At 37.6% G+C, this 18,547-nt stretch carries 17 protein-coding genes; 12 read left to right on the top strand and 5 right to left on the bottom strand.

Going from position 1 to position 18,547, the window contains the following annotated elements:
- Window positions 1-3 precede the first annotated feature (3 nt).
- Together ACULEU_RS01010 and ACULEU_RS01005 are read right to left on the bottom strand one after the other, a co-directional pair.
- Window positions 4-1,683, bottom strand: coding sequence for a DUF6029 family protein (locus ACULEU_RS01010; RefSeq protein WP_445453600.1), 1,680 nt, complete (start codon window positions 1,681-1,683; stop codon window positions 4-6).
- Window positions 1,683-2,162, bottom strand: a complete 480-nt coding sequence (locus ACULEU_RS01005; protein ID WP_445453599.1) for a TlpA family protein disulfide reductase — start codon at window positions 2,160-2,162, stop codon at window positions 1,683-1,685. The genes ACULEU_RS01010 and ACULEU_RS01005 overlap by 1 nt, the downstream gene beginning before the upstream one ends.
- A gap of 100 nt (window positions 2,163-2,262) precedes the next feature.
- Between ACULEU_RS01005 and ACULEU_RS01000 the strand changes: the two genes are divergently transcribed.
- The 5 genes from ACULEU_RS01000 to ACULEU_RS00980 all read left to right on the top strand — a co-directional run bounded on the left by ACULEU_RS01000 (window position 2,263) and on the right by ACULEU_RS00980 (window position 5,375).
- On the top strand, window positions 2,263-3,093 hold the full coding sequence (locus ACULEU_RS01000; protein WP_445453598.1) for an Omp28-related outer membrane protein: 831 nt from the start codon (window positions 2,263-2,265) through the stop codon (window positions 3,091-3,093).
- Window positions 3,094-3,179: 86 nt separating this feature from the next.
- Window positions 3,180-3,941: an enoyl-CoA hydratase/isomerase family protein gene (locus tag ACULEU_RS00995; RefSeq protein WP_445453597.1), complete on the top strand. Its 762-nt coding sequence runs from the start codon at window positions 3,180-3,182 to the stop codon at window positions 3,939-3,941.
- A 3-nt stretch (window positions 3,942-3,944) separates the two neighbouring features.
- A complete protein-coding gene (locus ACULEU_RS00990; protein ID WP_445453596.1) occupies window positions 3,945-4,118 on the top strand; it encodes a hypothetical protein in 174 nt (57 codons plus the stop codon).
- 39 nt (window positions 4,119-4,157) lie between these two features.
- Window positions 4,158-4,610, top strand: coding sequence for a 6-pyruvoyl trahydropterin synthase family protein (locus tag ACULEU_RS00985; protein ID WP_445453595.1), 453 nt, complete (start codon window positions 4,158-4,160; stop codon window positions 4,608-4,610).
- A gap of 12 nt (window positions 4,611-4,622) precedes the next feature.
- Entirely contained in the window at window positions 4,623-5,375 is a 753-nt protein-coding gene (locus tag ACULEU_RS00980; protein ID WP_445453594.1) for a UDP-2,3-diacylglucosamine diphosphatase, read from the top strand.
- 2 nt (window positions 5,376-5,377) lie between these two features.
- On the opposite strand, the gene recJ is transcribed toward ACULEU_RS00980, so the two are convergent.
- Window positions 5,378-7,066 (bottom strand): single-stranded-DNA-specific exonuclease RecJ, encoded by a 1,689-nt coding sequence (recJ, locus tag ACULEU_RS00975; RefSeq protein WP_445453593.1) that lies wholly within the window; start codon window positions 7,064-7,066, stop codon window positions 5,378-5,380.
- Window positions 7,067-7,218: 152 nt separating this feature from the next.
- Between recJ and ade the strand changes: the two genes are divergently transcribed.
- A complete protein-coding gene (gene ade / locus ACULEU_RS00970) occupies window positions 7,219-8,841 on the top strand; it encodes an adenine deaminase (protein ID WP_445454872.1) in 1,623 nt (540 codons plus the stop codon).
- A gap of 57 nt (window positions 8,842-8,898) precedes the next feature.
- On the opposite strand, the gene rsmI is transcribed toward ade, so the two are convergent.
- Both rsmI and ACULEU_RS00960 read right to left on the bottom strand, forming a co-directional pair.
- Window positions 8,899-9,609: a 16S rRNA (cytidine(1402)-2'-O)-methyltransferase gene (rsmI, locus tag ACULEU_RS00965; protein WP_445453592.1), complete on the bottom strand. Its 711-nt coding sequence runs from the start codon at window positions 9,607-9,609 to the stop codon at window positions 8,899-8,901.
- A complete protein-coding gene (locus tag ACULEU_RS00960; protein ID WP_445453591.1) occupies window positions 9,610-10,551 on the bottom strand; it encodes a hypothetical protein in 942 nt (313 codons plus the stop codon).
- Window positions 10,552-10,739: 188 nt separating this feature from the next.
- On the opposite strand from ACULEU_RS00960, the gene ACULEU_RS00955 reads away from it, so the two are divergent.
- The 6 genes from ACULEU_RS00955 (at window position 10,740) to ACULEU_RS00930 (ending at window position 18,543) form a co-directional block, all read left to right on the top strand.
- Window positions 10,740-11,375, top strand: coding sequence for a thymidine kinase (locus ACULEU_RS00955; RefSeq protein ID WP_445453590.1), 636 nt, complete (start codon window positions 10,740-10,742; stop codon window positions 11,373-11,375).
- A 24-nt stretch (window positions 11,376-11,399) separates the two neighbouring features.
- Window positions 11,400-13,844 carry a bifunctional UDP-N-acetylmuramoyl-tripeptide:D-alanyl-D-alanine ligase/alanine racemase gene (locus ACULEU_RS00950; RefSeq protein ID WP_445453589.1) on the top strand — a complete coding sequence of 815 codons (2,445 nt, stop codon included), beginning with the start codon at window positions 11,400-11,402 and terminating at the stop codon, window positions 13,842-13,844.
- Window positions 13,845-13,915: 71 nt separating this feature from the next.
- Entirely contained in the window at window positions 13,916-14,293 is a 378-nt protein-coding gene (gene mscL / locus ACULEU_RS00945) for a large conductance mechanosensitive channel protein MscL (protein ID WP_445453588.1), read from the top strand.
- 384 nt (window positions 14,294-14,677) lie between these two features.
- Entirely contained in the window at window positions 14,678-15,667 is a 990-nt protein-coding gene (locus ACULEU_RS00940; RefSeq protein ID WP_445453587.1) for an aspartate-semialdehyde dehydrogenase, read from the top strand.
- Between the two features lie 109 nt (window positions 15,668-15,776).
- Window positions 15,777-16,124, top strand: coding sequence for a hypothetical protein (locus ACULEU_RS00935; RefSeq protein WP_445453586.1), 348 nt, complete (start codon window positions 15,777-15,779; stop codon window positions 16,122-16,124).
- 40 nt (window positions 16,125-16,164) lie between these two features.
- Window positions 16,165-18,543, top strand: coding sequence for a TonB-dependent receptor (locus ACULEU_RS00930; protein ID WP_445453585.1), 2,379 nt, complete (start codon window positions 16,165-16,167; stop codon window positions 18,541-18,543).
- Window positions 18,544-18,547: the final 4 nt, after the last annotated feature.

Genomic DNA, 18,547 nt, shown 5'->3' with positions numbered 1-18,547 from the left:
TTTTTAAAATGATGTATTTAATGATAACGATATTCCGGAGCTTTCAGGAACATTTCTACAAACACCGCCTACACAAACCAATCCTCCACGTTGTCTACCATAGCTTAAAGCAATTCTGGTAGCTTTTTTTCTGAAAGAACCTCCAAAATTGTAATAATGATTTCGTTGGTATTCCAATTCGTTGCCATAATTGTACAAATCCACCGCGTAAAAAGAGAATTTAGAATTTAGGTTGAATTCGACTGTAGCACTTGCCCAATTCTTTTTTTCATAATTCGCCCACATGTGTTCACCGACCACTCGGATGGATTTAGTAGCTGTAAATTTATACGTAGCTTCTGCTGCGACAATATCCGAATACACGACGCCATCCGTTCCTTCCACCATCTGTTTGTTGTAATACTGATTGATGTAACTGAATGCTGACTGCCACTTATTATTCCATTTTTTGGTGACTTCAACATTAAAATCGGTGTAATATCTTTTACCGAAACTGAAAAAGTCTGTTTGGTAATCTTGTGGATTGAAAATATAGAATGTACCGCTTAAAGCATTCCAACTAGACATGTTCAAAGCGATTTTCATTCCGTTTTTACCTCCTAAAGCTGTTCCTTTTTTGAAATCATAAAACAAATCCAATTGTCCTCCAATTTCTCCAGCTTTAACTAAATCTTCATCCGCTAAAAACACACCAGGTTGTGCCTGATAAACATAAATATTTGCCAGATTGTAGTGCTGTTGCTTGGTTAAACTCGGAATGAAATTCATAAGTCGGTCATTAAAATCATTTCCTTTCGCGCCTCTTTCCGAAAAAAAGCTCATGTTTTCTAATCTTCTGAAGGTGGCATCAATACCAAATCCTTTTTTAGAATAGCCTGTATTTAACAATAAAGCACTTCCCTGTTTTACCAGTCTGTTATTCACTTGATTGTTTACCTGAACAACAGCATCTTTAGCTTTATAATTCATTTCTGAACTGATGTAAAAAGCATTGTGAGAAAAGCTGACTCTTCCGGCAAAAGCATTGGTTAAATCTTCAAAATCCTGAACAGGAAGATCTACTTCTTCGTCTCGACCTACATAACTAAATCCAACCGTCAAATCAGAAGTTTGGAATTTAAAAGCCGTTTTTAAATCAAACTCCAAATCAAGACCATAAATTTTACTATCGGTTACATCAAAACCTGTTCTTTGTTGACCATAAACTGATTTTAACGTAATAAAATCTAATGGTTTGAAAATGATTCTCACGCCACGCAACGCATTGTTGATTCCCAAAGCTCTGTCTTCCCATGACCTCAATAATAAACCGCTACCAAATTGTTCGTAATAGTAACCCGCCGTAATGTCAATTTTCTCTGTTTTATATCGAGCAAAATAGGTAGCGACGTTTGTTTCATTGTATTTTGGATTCATATTCAACAAGGCATTTTGCACATAACTTTCTCCTTGAATACCAAACGACCAATTTTTATAGGCATAATTCACAAAAAGATAATTGTTCGATCGAAGCGGATCTTCAGGATGTGAAGTCGGATTATTAAACTCATCTTTCAAGCCTTTATCATTCAAATACCATTGAGCATTCGATTCAAAACCTCCGGAAAAAACGCTGTTGTTTTGTTGTGAAAAGGATAAAACGGGTAATAAGGAAAGGCAAATTAAGCGAACTACTTTCTTCATTATTTAAGAGATTTCAATTTTTCTAATAATTCTACTTCGTTACCTGGCACATATCCGTTTTGAACGTGTACGATTTTATTGTTTTTTACGACAATCGTGTAAGGAACATTTACTATGGATAGCGCTCTTTTAAAATCCTGATTGGAATCTAACAGAATATCAAATTCCCATCCTTTACCATTAATCAAGGGTTTTACTCTTTTTTGCGTTCTCGAATCATCTATAGAAACGGCTACCATTTTAAAATCTACTTCTTTTTTCCATTGAGGCATTAAATCGTTGATTTCGTCTAATTCGCTTATACAAGGTGTACACCAAGTAGCCCAAAACGAGAACACATATAATTGGTCTTTCTCCGAAAAATCAGCTGTTGAGGATACTTTTTTTCCTTCAAGATTAGTAAGAGGTACATTGGGTAAATTACTTTGGGCATTTAAATTTATTCCTATAAATAATAAGCAAAAAATAAAGTTCTTCATGGTTTGATTAATTTTATCGCAAATAACTGAATTAAGTTATAAAATATTGAATTTTTTTTTATTTTTTTGTACTATAATGTTCATTACTCAATAATTAATCATGAAAAAATCATCTTTTTTAAGTTTGCTTTTCCTATCTGTTCTTTTCATTTCTTGTGGAGAAACCAATGTGGTTGAAAACATTCCTGATGGGAGTGTAGATACACCCCCTATTTCTGGTTATTTCAAAAAGAGAGTTTTAATCGAAGATTATACCGGAACATGGTGTGGAAATTGTACCCGAGTAGCCTATGCGATTGACCAAGTTAATACAGAGACTGACAAAGCAGTAACTGTTGCCATTCATAACGGAAATGATCCTTATCATTTTGATGGAATTGCGCCTCTAAAAAATTTAATTTTACCAAATAGCCCTTTGGCTTTACCCGTTTCACGACTAAATCGAATGAATGTTTGGACTTTCCCAGAACCAACAAACACACAAGAAGCCATTAACCTAACAGGAAATAACTCTGGATTAGGAATCGCCATGAATTCTACTGTTGAAAACGGCATGATTAATCTTGATGTTAACATCAAATTTGCACTAAACTTCACCGATTTAAAACTGGTGGTATATCTTTTAGAAGATGACTTAGTATATCTACAACGTAATTACACTACGTATTATGACAATGTGAATCCAATTCCAGCCTACACACATAATCATGTGTTAAGAGCTGCTATGACGAACATTCTTGGAGATGCCATCACCGAAAATACCGAAGCTGGAAGCACCATTACTAGAAACTTTTCAATACCTGTTCCAGCAAATATAGAAAACGCTTCGAATCTTAATTTTGTAGCTTTTTTGGTGGGTAGCGACAATGTTGCTATAAATACCAGAGCTTCTCATGCCAATGAAGATCAGGAATTTGAAGAGAATCCATAATACGGTATTGCTATAGATAAATAAAAGGTTGCTCAAAAAAGCAACCTTCTTTTTTTTGCTTAAATTTGCTAAAATTCTTTTAAAAAATGGGCATAGCTACAGCCGGAGACATCTCCATTGGTATTCAAAATAAAATCGCAACAATAACTTTTAGTCATCCTGCGAGCAATTCATTTCCAAGTGATTTATTGCAAAAATTAACCTCCGAATTGCATAAGATTTCAAATAATGCAGATGTGAACGTAGTAGTCCTACAAAGCGAAGGAAAAACCTTTTGCGCTGGCGCCTCTTTTGACGAATTACTTTCGGTGACCGATTTTGAAGCCGGTAAAAAATTCTTTTCTGGCTTCGCCGATGTTATCAACGCTATGCGAAAATGTTCTAAAATCATCATCGGAAAAGTACAGGGAAAAGCTGTTGGTGGTGGCGTTGGATTAATTTCGGCCTGTGATATTGCCTTTGCTTATCAGGATGCTGCTATTAAATTATCCGAAATAGCTATAGGCATCGGTCCGTTTGTGATTGAACCGGTTGTGTCGAGAAAAATGGGTAAAATCGCGATGAGCGAAATGACTTTACAACCTAACGTATGGCAAACTGCAGATTGGGCTCTTTCAAAAGGTTTATATGCAGACATTTTCGATAGTCAGGCCGAAGTTAATGAAGCGGTCGAACATCTTGCAACCCGATTGGCTTCGTATAACCCAGAAGCGTTGTCTAAAATGAAGAAAGTCTTTTGGGAAGATACGGAACATTGGGACCAATTATTATACGAAAGAGCCGCTATTTCGGGTAAATTGGTGCTTTCTGATTTTACCAAAAATGCCTTAAACGAATTCAAAAAATAGCATATGAGTCTGATTTTGCTTTTCCAACAAGTCAACATTGATGAGAAAATAAAAAGTGCTCCTGATGATGGCTATTTAATCGGAGTTTGGATAGGCTATATTTTACCTTTTGCCGTTTTAGCAGGAGTTGCCTATTTTCTTTATCATCGCGCCAAAAAAAGACGAAACGACCAATAGCTTTATTTTAGTAAATTTGCAGCGTAAAAAACTTCTCTAATGAGTAACATCCGAATTACCAAACAATTTTCTTTCGAAACCGGACATGCCCTTTACGGTTATGACGGCAAATGTAAAAACGTACACGGACACAGCTATAAACTATCTGTGACGGTTATTGGGAAACCCATTTCGGACAACACCAATGTAAAGTTTGGAATGGTAATCGACTTTTCTGATTTGAAAAAAATTGTAAAAGAGGAAATTGTAGATATTTTTGACCACGCTACCGTTTTTAATCAAAATACGCCTCATGTTGAACTGGCTGCCGAATTGAAAAACCGTGGACATCATGTGATATTAGTAGATTATCAGCCCACAAGCGAAAATATGGTAACCGATTTTGCACAAAAGATAAAGAATCGTTTGCCTGCTGGCATTCAATTACATTCGCTTAAACTACAGGAAACCGACACCTCTTTTGCCGAATGGTATGCTTCCGATAACGAATAACCTAAAGTATTAATGACTATTTCTCTCAACAAAAAAATATATTTTGCCTCCGACCAACATTTTGGTGCTCCTACACCGGAAGCCAGTTTTCCGCGGGAACAAAAATTTGTTGCCTGGTTGGATGAAGTAAAAAAAGATGCCGAGTGTATTTTTCTTTTGGGCGATTTGTTTGATTTTTGGTTTGAATACAAAACCGTTGTACCGAAAGGTTTCGTGAGAGTCTTAGGCAAGCTGGCTGAAATCCGCGACAGTGGTATTCCGATTTATTTCTTTGTAGGCAATCACGATTTGTGGATGAGTGATTATTTTGAAAAGGAACTTAATATCCCAGTCTATCGAGACAATCAGGAATATGAATTCAACGGCAAAAGGTTTTTGATTGGTCACGGAGACGGAAAAGGTCCAGGCGATAAAGGATACAAACGCATGAAAAAAGTGTTCACCAATCCATTTTCAAAATGGCTCTACCGTTGGCTACATCCGGATATTGGGATGAAACTGGCACAATATTTATCGATAAAAAACAAGCTGATTTCGGGCGAAGCTGATGTGAAATTTCTTGGAGAAGATAACGAATGGCTGGTACAATATTCCAAACGAAAACTCGAAACCAAACACTATAATTACCTTGTTTTTGGCCACCGTCATTTACCAATGATTATAAAAGTTGGCGAAAACGCTGAATACGTCAATCTTGGCGATTGGATTGGGTATTTTACGTATGGTGTTTTTGACGGAACCTCTTTTGAATTGAAGGAGTATTAATTTCATCTCAAATCCTTCAAGCGCAACTGCACCGACACATTTCCGTTAAACTCATTTTCATCAATGTGATACACGATAGCAATAGATTTTTTATCTTTTGCTAATTCTAATTTGCTGCCTAAGCGAAATCCAATGGCACCAAACCCAGTGGAGTTTCTTTGTTTTACATACAATTTCAAATGCTCTTCTTCGGTTCCAATAGCTTTTGCGTAACCCGTATCTTTAACATCTTTTGTCAAGAAAACAGGCGCCATATTCTGTGGTCCAAAAGGCTCAAATTGATGCAACAGACGCACTAATTTTTCGTTGATATCTTCTAAATCAATTTCAGCATCGATGGCAATTTCCGGAATTAATAAGTCAGGGTGTATCGTTGCTTCGACCGTTTTATTAAACGCCTCTTTAAAAGCTGGATAATTTTCTTCTTTGAGGGTCATTCCTGCAGCATACATGTGTCCGCCAAACTGCTCTAAATGTTCTGAAACATTTTCTAAGGCATTATAGATATCAAAATCCTTTACAGATCGTGCTGATGCAGCCAATTTATCACCGCTTTTGGTAAAAACTATCGTTGGTCGATAATAGGTTTCTGTCAATCGAGAAGCCACAATACCAATAACACCTTTATGCCAATTTTCGCTATAAACAACAGTAGAAAAGTCTTGCTGCTCATTATTTTTTTCAATTTGTCTAAGTGCTTCATAAGTAATTTGTTTGTCTAAATCTTTTCGGTCTGCGTTGTGTTTTTCAATTTCTGAGGCAAAAATTTCAGCCTGTTCCAAATTGAATTCGGTCAGTAAAGCCACCGCTTCATTGCCGTGTTTGATTCTGCCCGCTGCGTTGATTCGGGGTGCAATAATAAATACAACATCGGTAATGGTCAATACTTTTTTCTTGACATTCTGAACTAAAGCTTTGATTCCGGGACGCGGAGAGGTATTGATAACACCTAATCCGAATTTAGCCAAAACCCTATTTTCTCCCGTAATCGGAACAATATCGGCACCAATAGCTGTAGCCACCAAATCGAGATACGGAAGCAAATCTTCAATCCCTTGATTTCTATTCTGTGCCAATGCCTGAACGAGTTTAAAACCAACTCCACAACCACACAATTCGTCATAAGGATAATGGCAATCTTCCCGCTTCGGGTCTAGAACTGCAGCAGCCTCGGGCAATGTGTCGCCCGGACGATGGTGGTCACAAATAATAAAATCAATAGCTCTTTCTTTCGCATAAGCCACATGGTCAATCGATTTGATGCCACAATCCAACGCAATAATCAACGTAAAACCATTGTCATCTGCAAAATCAATCCCTTTGAAGGATATTCCGTAACCTTCGTCATAACGATCGGGAATATACGTTGCTACATTCTCACAATAACTTCTCAAATAGCTTGACATCAGGGAAACGGCTGTTGTTCCATCGACATCATAATCTCCAAAAACCAAAATGTTTTCTCCACTAGCAATCGCTTTTTCTATTCGAGAAACCGCCTTATCCATATCTTTCATCAGATAAGGATCGTGCAAATCGCTCAAACTAGGTCGGAAAAATTGTCGCGCTTCTTCATACGTTTCAATACCTCTTTGTACTAACAAGGACGCAATCAACTCACTGACATTTAGTTCAGAAGCTAATGAAGTTACTTTTTTATGGGAAGGTTTGGGTTTAAGTGTCCAGCGCATTTTTTGAATTGTAAATTTTGAATTTTGAATTCTAAATTATTTTTAACAAAAATACACGAATGGCTATAAAGAAAGAGGTAGTTTTTGTATATATTTTGTTAACTCCAAACCAAATTAATATTGCTACTTTTGGAGGACTAAATCCATTCCAAATGCAGATCCAAGGTCAAATCGTAGACATCGAAAACAGACGAATTTATTCGGGTGAAATTAAAGTAGAAAATGGTAGAATCAGTTCCATAATTGAAAAAGAACATAACGTTAAAACCTTTATTCTTCCCGGTTTTATTGATGCTCATATTCACATCGAAAGTTCGATGCTGGTGCCTTCTGAATTTGCAAAACTAGCGGTGCTGCACGGAACCATCGGAACGATTTCTGACCCGCATGAAATTGCGAATGTACTCGGAAAAGACGGCGTGGATTACATGATTGATAACGGCAAAAAAGTGTCGTTGAAATTTCACTTTGGAGCTCCATCCTGTGTTCCGGCAACTTTTTTTGAAACAGCCGGAGCCATAATTGATTCCGAGCAAATCAAGGAATTGATGGCGTCTCCCGATATTTACTATTTGTCTGAAATGATGAATTATCCTGGAGTGTTGTCTGATGACGAAGAAGTACTGAAAAAAATAGCATGGGCCAAACACTACAATAAACCTGTAGATGGTCATGCGCCTGGATTGCGAGGTGGACCTATTAAAAAATACATTTCGGCCGGAATTTCGACCGATCACGAGTGTTTTACCTATGATGAAGCTGCCGAAAAATTATCGCTTGGAATGAAAGTGCTGATTCGGGAAGGAAGTGCTGCCAAGAATTTTAACGCTTTAATTGATTTGTTGCCCGAAAACTATCAAAATATGATGTTCTGCTCCGATGACAAACATCCTGACGATTTGATTATCGGTCATATCAACTTGCTATGCCAAAGAGCGGTTGCCAAAGGTTTTGATGTTTTCAAAGTCCTACAAATGGCGTGTATCAATCCAGTAAAACATTATAAAATGGAGGTTGGATTGTTGCAAAAAAATGATGCCGCCGATTTTATAGTTGTAGAAGATTTAATCGATTTTAACGTGTTACAAACCTACATCAATGGCGAATTGGTTGCCGATAAAGGACAATCTTTTGTAAAACATGTCGATTTCGAAAAGCCGAATAATTTCAATACATCGAAAAAGGAAGTCACCGATTTTGAAATTTCAGGTGCAGCCGAAAAAATAAGGGTAATCGAAGCTTTGGAAGGACAATTAATCACTAACGAAATCCATTGCCAACCAAAAATCAAAAATGGAATGCTTGTTTCCGATGTCGAAAATGACATTCTCAAAATGGCAGTTGTCAACCGATATGAAGACGCACAACCGGCCATTGCTTTTATCAAAAACTTTGGATTGAAAACAGGTGCGATTGCGAGTTCGGTAGCACACGATTGTCATAACATAGTAGTAGTGGGAACTTCTGATGAGGAAATCTGTAAAGCCGTGAATATTCTAATCGAAAATAAAGGTGGCGTTTGCGCCGTGAATGGTTTAGAAAGCAAATCATTAGCCTTGCCAGTGGCCGGAATCATGAGCGACCAGAACGGTTGGGAAGCCGGACGTTTATATCAGGAAATTGATGCGATGTCAAAACAATTAGGAAGTAATTTAAAAGCCCCTTTTATGACGCTTTCGTTTATGGCTTTATTGGTAATTCCTGATTTAAAATTGTCTGACAAAGGATTGTTCAGCGGGAATTCGTTTTCGTTTGTGGATTTGGAAGTGAATTAGACGAAAGAACGCTTCGCTGAAAAATGCAAGACCGCTACGCTGCAAGAAAAAAAGATTTTATTCTTCTCTTGCTTCTTGCCTCTTGCTTCTTGCTTCTATAATCTTCCCTCCAACAACCAGTACAATCTCACCTTTAGGTGGCTTGGCTTCGAAATGTTTTAAAACTTCTTCAGCTGTTCCGCGGATGGTTTCTTCATGCAGTTTTGATAATTCTCTGGAAACCGAAACGGATCTGTCGGCGCCAAAATACTGTACAAATTCGGCCAAAGTCTTTACTAATTTATGCGGTGAAACATAAAAAATCATCGTTCGGGTTTCTTCGGCTAAAGCCAAAAATCGGGTTTGTCTTCCTTTCTTTTCAGGTAAAAAACCTTCAAAAATAAAACGGTCATTAGGTAGACCACTGTTCACCAAAGCTGGTACAAATGCGGTAGCACCAGGTAAACAATCGACTTCAATACCGTTTTCTACACAAGCTCTGGTCAGTAAAAACCCAGGGTCAGAAATGGCCGGAGTTCCGGCATCAGAAATTAAGGCAATACTTTCACCAGCCTGTAATCGCTTAATCAGATTTTCAACGGTTTTGTGTTCGTTGTGCATGTGATGACTGTGCATGTGTGTGGCAATGTCAAAATGCTTCAGGAGTTTACCACTGGTTCGTGTGTCTTCGGCCAAAATCAAATCTACTTCTTTCAGCACTTTAATGGCTCTGAAAGTCATGTCATCAAGATTGCCAATAGGCGTTGGAACTAGGTATAATTTTGCCATTTACTGGAATTTTTTCTCCACAATTTCCATAAAGCGTTCGATGTAGTCTTCCTCTCCAACCCAATAGTTGTAATCCGGTATAACCATATCATTAATAAATGCTTTGGCTTCTTCAAAAGTATCAAAGGTGTTTAATTGAGAAATCACTCGATTGAAATCTTCATTGCTATCGTTAAAAAGATGTTGTACAAAACCAATTCTGTCGTTCAGTCCAATCGCAATTGATTTTGAATGCGTATCATTTACAATAGCTGATTTTGGCGCTTCCTCTTTTGTAGTTTCTTCTTCTTTGATTTCTGTTGGAAATAAAGTTACTTCATTGGGCTTCACAAAAACTGGATCAGCGTAATTGCCAATCATATCCTCTAATTTTTCCTTAGGTTGTACCTCTGAAGCTGTTTCGGCTACTGCTATTTCGGCTTCTTCCTCTTCCTCTACGTCCAATTGAAAAATAGGCTCAAATGCAGGTTTTGGATCAACAACAGTCTCTTCTTCCTCTACAACAGTAGGCTCTTCAAGTGGCGTTTCTTCTTCTAAACTTGCTTCAGGTTCTTCTGAAACCAACGCTTCTTCAGCTAGTGCTTCTTCAATTTCTTCCTCAGTTTCGGGTTGAATTTGCTCTTCTACATCATCGGCTTCAGTTTCTGACTGTGTTTCTTCAATAACGGTATCTGTTTCCGGCACTACCTCAACATTGGTTTCCTTAACTTCAGCCACTACCACTGATTCCTGCTCATGAGCCTGCGCTAGTTTTTCTTCTAAAGCATCTAGTTTCAAATCTGATTTTACCGATTCAAAATTGTCCTGATAAAACTTTAAAACCGACAACGTTTCGTATAATTTTTGGGTTTCCTTATACAATTGGTCTACTTCCGACTTGTTTTTAAGCTTTAAAATTCGGTGTGCAATGCTGATTAATTCGGCTTCTAATCTTTTTTTCATATTAATTTGAAATTGCTGGTGCTTCAGTTAATTTTCTTCGTATCCATTTATTTAATCATGGGAAGAAGTTACCTTAATTAAAATTTTTCTACATTTGAATCGACGTAAAACTAAGAAAATTTTAAGTCGATTTGTAATCGTTACAAAGTAATAAAAACTATTCATTTTTAGCGCAAGAAAAATACAAAATGTTTCTCGAAAATACTGTAAATCATAAAGAACAATTTGGGTGGATTGAAGTGATCTGCGGTTCCATGTTTTCGGGCAAAACCGAAGAGCTGATACGTCGATTGAAAAGAGCTCAGTTTGCCAAACAAAAAGTGGAAATTTTCAAGCCGTCAATCGATACTCGATATGATGAAGCAATGGTGGTTTCGCACAACAAAAATGAAATTCGTTCCACTCCGGTTCCTGCGGCCGCCAATATCCGAATCTTAGCGCAAGGTTGTGATGTAGTTGGTATTGATGAAGCGCAGTTTTTTGACGATGAAATTGTTGCGGTTTGTAATGATTTGGCCAACTCCGGAATTCGCGTAATTGTGGCCGGATTAGACATGGATTTTAAAGGCAATCCTTTTGGCCCGATGCCGGCCCTGATGGCAACTGCAGAATATGTTACCAAAGTACACGCCGTGTGTACCCGAACCGGGAATCTGGCGCACTACAGTTTCCGAAAAAATGATAATGATAAATTAGTCATGCTGGGTGAAACAGAAGAATACGAACCTCTCAGCCGGGCAGCTTATTTCAATGCGATGCGACAAAACATGATCGTGAACGAACCGGAACATTTGTCTAAAGAAGACCCGAGCGCAGCGAACTGACGCAGTACTAATTCCACCAAAAAATTGAAACTACCCATCAAAAATATCATTCCAATCATCAAAGCCAAATGGTTTGGGAATGATGATACCACAGTAATCGACTCCATTTCTATTGACAGTCGCTCGCTGCAAAATGGCAAAAACACCTTGTTTTTTGCTATTTCCGGACCTAATCATGATGGTCATACTTATATTGAAGAACTCATTCAAAAAGGAGTATACCATTTTGTAGTAACCCATATTCCTGAAGGTATTGCAGATAAAGCGAACTTTTTGTTTGTCGATAATACCCTTGATGCTTTTCAGAAATGTGCCGCATTTTACCGAAGTCAATTTGATTTTCCCGTTATCGGAATTACAGGAAGTAACGGAAAAACCATCATCAAAGAATGGCTGAATTTTTTGTTAAGTCCCGATTTTAATATCATTCGAAGCCCCAAAAGCTATAACTCTCAAGTGGGTGTACCCTTATCTATTTTGGGCATCAACGAAAAACACAATCTCGGTATTTTTGAGGCTGGAATTTCGCAAATCCACGAAATGGAAAAGCTCCAGAAAATCATTCAGCCAACAATAGGAATCCTTTCCAATATCGGTTCTGCTCACGACGAAGGATTTTCAAGTGCTGCGGAGAAAATTAAAGAAAAATTAAAGCTCTTTGTCTTGGTCAATGTGCTGATTTTACAAAAAAATAAAACCATCATTGCCTTTATCAATTCTAAGATTAAAACCTTCAGTTGGTGCTCTGACGATAAAAGTGCCGATGTGTATGTTACGAAAAAGAATGTAGGCGAACTAACGGAACTCAACATAACTTACCGCGAAGACACCTTCCCAATTACGATTCCGTTTCAGGATCAGGCTTCGGTTGAAAATGCCATACACTGTATGATGGTAATGCTCTATTTTGGCTATAACCATGCCGTTATTCAAAACCGAATGGCGCAATTGTATCCTGTAGAAATGCGGCTTAAAGTCAAGAACGGCATCAACAATTCCACACTGATTGACGATAGTTACAGTTCCGATTTTCAATCGCTGAAAATTGCCTTGGACTTTTTAGAAAATCAAAAGCAACATAAAAAGAAAACACTGATTTTATCGGATATTTTTCAGAGTGGTCTGAGCAATGATGAGTTGTATTCGCAAGTATCCCAGTTGGTTATTTCGAATAAAATTACCCGTGTTATTGGTATTGGAACTACAATTTCTCTATATAAAAGCAAATTCATCAACAGTTTGACTTTCAACAATGTAGCCGAATTTTCCAAAGCTTTTGAGAGTCTAAGTTTTGAAAATGAAACCATTTTAATCAAAGGTGCGCGCGACTTTCATTTTGAAGAGATTGTATCGATGCTCGAAGAAAAAACGCATGAAACCGTTCTCGAAATCAACCTCAACGCCATTAGTCATAACCTGAACTTCTTCAAATCGAAGCTGAAACCCAAAACCAAGATGATGGTCATGGTTAAAGCCTTTGGCTATGGAAACGGTGGGTTTGAAATTGCGAAATTACTCGAACATCATAAAGTAGACTATTTGGGTGTGGCTTTCGCCGATGAAGGGATTTCCCTTCAAAATGCCGGAATTTCTGTCCCGATTATGGTGCTGAATCCGGAGTCTACAAGTTTTTCGGCTATCATTCAGCATCAATTGGAACCCGAAATTTACTCAGTTAAAGGATTAAAAGCCTTTCTGAAAATAGCCGAACAAAAGAAGTTAAAACACTTCCCTATTCATATCAAAATCGATACCGGCATGCACCGCTTGGGCTTTGAGGAAGAAAATCTGGCAGAGGTAATTCAGATTCTAAAAGGCACCGAAACCGTTCAAATCAAAAGTATTTTATCGCACATGGCCACTAGTGATGACTTACACCATGATGCCTTTGCCAATGAACAAATTGCCTTATTCGAAAAATTGTCTTCAAAACTGATGTCCGAACTCCACATAAAACCTATCCGACATCTCTTAAACACGTCCGGAATTTCCAATTATGGCGAAGCACAATACGACATGGTTCGCCTTGGCATCGGCCTTTACGGGATTTCCAACGATTCCGAAGAACAGAAAGAATTGGAAATAGTGGGTACCCTGAAATCGGTTATTTCTCAAATCAGAACCATCGATGCCGGCGAAAGTGTGGGCTACGGCAGACGATTTATAGCTACCGAAACTACGAAAATTGCTACCATTCCTATAGGCTACGCTGATGGCATCAGCAGAAATTGGGGACATGGCGTAGGTCATGTTCTAATTAATGGTAAACCTGCCAAAATTGTAGGAAGTGTCTGTATGGACATGCTCATGGTAAATGTTTCTCACATCGACTGCAAAGAAGGCGCTACCGTGATCATATTTGGTGAAAACCCGAGTGTGAATTACATAGCTAAACAGCTCAATACCATTCCATATGAAATCCTGACCAGCATCTCACAAAGAGTCAAAAGAGTCTTTTTCCGAGAATAAAATGATTTTTTTTTTTAAATGTTAAAATTTTAATTACTTTAGTACTACTAACCAAATAAATTAAAACAATTATGGGAATGATTTCAGAATTTAAGGAGTTCATTGCGAAAGGGAATGCAATGGATTTAGCAGTCGGAGTAATTATCGGAGCAGCATTTGGCGCTATTGTAAATTCATTAGTAGCAGATGTGATTACTCCAGCATTATTAAATCCGGCCCTAAAAGCGGCTCAAGTTGAAAACTTAGCGGATTTAAAAACGGAAGGCGGAATACTTTATGGAAAATTCTTGGCAGCTGTAATCAGTTTCCTTGTTATTGCTTTTGTAATCTTCATCATGGTAAAAGCCCTGAACAGCATGAAGAAAAAAGAAGAAGCAGCTCCTGCGGCTCCAGCCGGACCATCTCAAGAAGAATTGCTGACTCAAATCAGAGATTTATTGAAAAAATAATACCGCTACAATACATATTCTTAACTAAACCGCTTCTTAATGGAGGCGGTTTTTCTTTTTTTTGAGCACAACATTTATCTTCCTTAGGGCAAATCCTCCCGCTATCCGCGCTACATGGTAGCTTGCTACACACGAGCGAAGCGACTGCCGAAGGAATCGGGGCTAAATTCAGGAATTGTTTTTCATTGGGAAAATAAAAATACCTTACTGCCACTGGCAGTCCTACTCTTACTAACAAATTATCGGGGCTAAAATTCACGTTTTAAAATTTTCACTCCTATTTTTTAAAAATAATGCTAAAAACATCTTGCCTCTTGCTTCTTGCTTCTAACTTCTTTCATACTTTTGTACATCAAAAAATTATAACCCGATAAACATATAAATATGAAAGTTGCTGTTGTTGGCGCAACCGGAATGGTTGGCGAAGTCATGCTGAAAGTTTTAGCCGAAAGAAATTTCCCGGTTACAGAATTAATTCCTGTGGCTTCCGAAAAATCAGTAGGTAAGGAAATCGAATTCAAAGGAAAAAAATATAAAGTTGTTGGCTTGCAAACCGCAGTCGATATGAAAGCCGATATCGCTTTGTTTTCGGCCGGTGGAGAAACTTCTTTAGCTTGGGCTCCCAAATTTGCGGAAGCCGGAACCACAGTAATTGACAATTCTTCTGCATGGAGAATGGATCCAACCAAAAAACTAATTGTTCCTGAAATCAACGCTTCTGAATTGACTAAAGAAGATAAAATCATCGCCAACCCTAACTGTTCTACCATTCAAATGGTCATGGTTTTAGCACCTTTGCATAAAAAATACAAAATTAAACGCGTCATTGTCTCTACTTATCAGTCGATTACCGGAACCGGAGTAAAAGCGGTACAGCAGTTGGAAAATGAATATGCCGGAGTTCAGGGAGAAATGGCCTATAAATATCAAATTCATCGCAATGCCATTCCGCAATGCGACAGTTTTGAAGACAACGGATATACCAAAGAAGAAATGAAATTGGTTCGCGAAACCCAAAAGATTATCGGTGATAAATCGATTGCCGTAACAGCAACAGCCATCAGAATTCCGGTTGTTGGAGGTCATAGCGAAGCCGTAAACGTAGAGTTTTCGAATGATTTTGATATAAATGAAATCCGTACAATTTTACACCATACCGGCGGCGTTGTTGTGCAAGACAATAATGATACGTACACGTATCCAATGCCTCTATACGCTCAGGGAAAAGACGAGGTTTTTGTAGGCCGAATCCGTAGAGACGAAAGTCAGCCCAACTCTTTAAATATGTGGATAGTAGCCGACAATTTAAGAAAAGGAGCGGCCACCAATACCATTCAAATTGCCGAATACTTGGTAGCGCATAAATTAGTATAGTCTCCTTTTATACAAGGATTCCCAATCTATAAATCCGTCTTGTTTTACAAATATTAAAGTTTGTTAAAATGAGACGGTTTTTCTTTGACAATGTTTTACATTTGTAGCGATGAAAAGAAAACTGCTTTTATCCAACGCTTTGATGGGATTGATGATATTATTCGCAATAGTATCACAATCTATTCATGCTATTGAACACTTAGCAGAACAGTTTTCGGAGAAAAAATGCCATCACGTTTACCAGCACCATCACACCGAGCTCCACCATGGACATGATGGTTTAGAAAAATGTTTTGTTTGCGAATTTGCCTTCAGTAACTACACGAAACCTACATTCAAAGTATTCTCATTTGAAAAAATTGAGATTAACTCTAAGACACCTCTTCTTGACTTAAAAGAAGCAAAGCAAACTTTTAAAGGAGCTTTGTTCTCTCTTCGTGGACCTCCATTTGTTTAAAAGTCCGACCTAACTTGGTAGTAAACAAATAAAAATAAAAATGCAAAAAATCAGTTTGTTTTTTTGCTTGTTGTGTTTTGGTATAAACTATAGTCAAAATACAATAAGCGGAAGAATCACGGGAGATACTAATGAAACGTTAGAGAAATGTCATGTCCACATAGGTTCCAAATCTGACAATAGTAACAAAGACGGTTATTATGAGATTCGTAATATCGCAAATGGTCCGGCTAAAGTCTTAATCACGTATCTAGGATATAAATCTATTGACACCTTGATTACCGTTACCGGAAATCTCGAGATCAACTTTGTTATGAAACCCCAAAAAGAAGCATTGGAAGAAGTTGTTGTAAAACACAAAAACAACTATTACAATCACTCGGTTTCAGAGCAAAAAATCAATGAGAAAACCATTGAAAAGTACAGTAGTCAGTCCTTAGGAAATGTGCTCAAAGAAGTATCCGGAGTCTCTATTTTAAAGAGCGGTAATACTATTGTAAAACCTGTAATCAATGGTTTACACAGCAGTCGTGTTCCGATTTACAACAACAATGTCAAATTAGAAGACCAGCAATGGGGTATGGAACATGCACCCAACTTTGACGTCAATTCTGCCGGTAAAATAACCGTTCTTAAAGGCGCATCCGGTTTGCAATATAGTGGAGATGCCATTGGAGGCATTGTAATCGTTGAGCCATTGGTTGTTAAGAAAGATACTCTTTTTGGAAAAACTATTATGACAGCGGAGTCCAACGGCCGTGGCGGTACCATTTCTTCGAGTTTGCACAAAGGTAATTTTTGCGATTGGAGTTGGAATGCTCAAGCGAGTCTTAAATACTATGGTGATCGCGAATCTCCTGACTATGTTTTTTCAAATACCGGAAATCGAGAAGTGAATTTTTCGGGAGATTTGAAGTATATCGGGAAAAAATATGATTTTTCTGCGTACTACAGTTTGTATACTGCTACAATAGCCATTTTAAGCGCCTCACATATCGGAAATGTAAATGATTTATACAATGCTATAAACAATCAAGCTCCTTTCGGTGATGGCGATTTTACCTATTCGATTAACAATCCAAAACAAAAAATGCAACATCATTTGGCCAAACTCAATTATAATTATTACATCAAAGACCGAGAGTCTATTAGTTTACAATATGCTTTTCAATTCAATAACCGAAAGGAATTTGATTTACGAACCGGAATTGCTAATTCCAGACCAGCATTAGATTTAAACTTAATGACTCACACTTTGAATGCCGATTACAAATTGAGTAAAGACTTTTGGGATTATAAAGCAGGTATTTCGAGTTCTTACCAGAATAATACGGCTAACCCCAATACAGGTGTTCGTCCTTTAATCCCCAGTTATAATAGAGTAGATGCTGGCGTATACGCTATTGTTGACAAACACTTTACAACGGATTTTTCGGTAGAAGCTGGAATTCGATATGATTTTTCAACTATTGAAGCGACTAAATATTACTTGAAATCACGATGGAACGAACGCAATTATAGTCCGGAATTTGATTCGTTTATTGATGGTGACTTTGGAACACAATGGCTAACAAAACCACAATTTACATTTCATAACTTTTCGGCTAGTGTCGGAACACAATATTCGTTTGGAACTGATTATGAGTGGTATTTTAATATCAGTCGTGCCGTCAGAAACCCAAATCCTTCTGAATTTTTTAGTGATGGACTGCATCATTCCACGGGTATGATTGAATTGGGGGACTTGCGATTACAACAAGAAAAGTCAAATAAGATTGGAACTTCGTTGCAAAAAAAATGGAGAAATTTGAAGATCAACATCAATCCGTTTCTAAACTTTGTTGAAGATTTCATGTATTTAAAACCAACCGGTTTTGAAACTACTATCCGAGGCGCTTTTCCCGTTTGGGAATATGAGCAAAACAATGCCTTGTTGACCGGATTTGATTTGAATTCAGAGTGGCAAATCAGTGAACATTGGCAACACCAATTGCTGTTATCGTATGTTAACGGAAAAGATAAAACTAATGACGACGTTATAATTGATATGCCGCCGTTGAACATTAACAACCGAATACAGTTCCACCAAAAGAATTGGAACAATTTGACACTTGAATTGCAAAGTGAAATGGTTTTCAAGCAAACGCAGTTTCCCAACAACAATTTTACAACCAATATTATTGTCAACAATGAGTTAACCCCTGTAGAAGTTAACATCAGTGAAACGCCACCAGCCTATCATCTTATACACTTTTCATCTGATGTACAATTTAAAACTTCCGAACACGCAGTGGCAACATTAGGTTTTTCTGTATTTAACCTTTTTAATGCAAAATACCGAGATTATTTAAACAGACAACGTTTCTATTCTGATGAAATGGGTAGAAACTTTCAAATTCAATTAAAAATTAATTATTAAAATT

This window comes from Flavobacterium sp. 25HG05S-40 (assembly GCF_052654735.1).
This window is presented reverse-complemented; position numbering and strand designations above follow the sequence as displayed.

What these genes read in the sequence shown, in the direction of transcription:
- ACULEU_RS01010 (WP_445453600.1), bottom strand. Translation starts at nt 1,683, where the DNA reads ATGAAGAAAGTAGTTCGCTTAATTTGCCTTTCCTTATTACCCGTTTTA.
- ACULEU_RS01005 (WP_445453599.1), bottom strand. Translation starts at nt 2,162, where the DNA reads ATGAAGAACTTTATTTTTTGCTTATTATTTATAGGAATAAATTTAAAT.
- ACULEU_RS01000 (WP_445453598.1), top strand. Translation starts at nt 2,263, where the DNA reads ATGAAAAAATCATCTTTTTTAAGTTTGCTTTTCCTATCTGTTCTTTTC.
- ACULEU_RS00995 (WP_445453597.1), top strand. Translation starts at nt 3,180, where the DNA reads ATGGGCATAGCTACAGCCGGAGACATCTCCATTGGTATTCAAAATAAA.
- ACULEU_RS00990 (WP_445453596.1), top strand. Translation starts at nt 3,945, where the DNA reads ATGAGTCTGATTTTGCTTTTCCAACAAGTCAACATTGATGAGAAAATA.
- ACULEU_RS00985 (WP_445453595.1), top strand. Translation starts at nt 4,158, where the DNA reads ATGAGTAACATCCGAATTACCAAACAATTTTCTTTCGAAACCGGACAT.
- ACULEU_RS00980 (WP_445453594.1), top strand. Translation starts at nt 4,623, where the DNA reads ATGACTATTTCTCTCAACAAAAAAATATATTTTGCCTCCGACCAACAT.
- recJ (WP_445453593.1), bottom strand. Translation starts at nt 7,066, where the DNA reads ATGCGCTGGACACTTAAACCCAAACCTTCCCATAAAAAAGTAACTTCA.
- ade (WP_445454872.1), top strand. Translation starts at nt 7,219, where the DNA reads ATGCAGATCCAAGGTCAAATCGTAGACATCGAAAACAGACGAATTTAT.
- rsmI (WP_445453592.1), bottom strand. Translation starts at nt 9,609, where the DNA reads ATGGCAAAATTATACCTAGTTCCAACGCCTATTGGCAATCTTGATGAC.
- ACULEU_RS00960 (WP_445453591.1), bottom strand. Translation starts at nt 10,551, where the DNA reads ATGAAAAAAAGATTAGAAGCCGAATTAATCAGCATTGCACACCGAATT.
- ACULEU_RS00955 (WP_445453590.1), top strand. Translation starts at nt 10,740, where the DNA reads ATGTTTCTCGAAAATACTGTAAATCATAAAGAACAATTTGGGTGGATT.
- mscL (WP_445453588.1), top strand. Translation starts at nt 13,916, where the DNA reads ATGGGAATGATTTCAGAATTTAAGGAGTTCATTGCGAAAGGGAATGCA.
- ACULEU_RS00940 (WP_445453587.1), top strand. Translation starts at nt 14,678, where the DNA reads ATGAAAGTTGCTGTTGTTGGCGCAACCGGAATGGTTGGCGAAGTCATG.
- ACULEU_RS00935 (WP_445453586.1), top strand. Translation starts at nt 15,777, where the DNA reads ATGAAAAGAAAACTGCTTTTATCCAACGCTTTGATGGGATTGATGATA.
- ACULEU_RS00930 (WP_445453585.1), top strand. Translation starts at nt 16,165, where the DNA reads ATGCAAAAAATCAGTTTGTTTTTTTGCTTGTTGTGTTTTGGTATAAAC.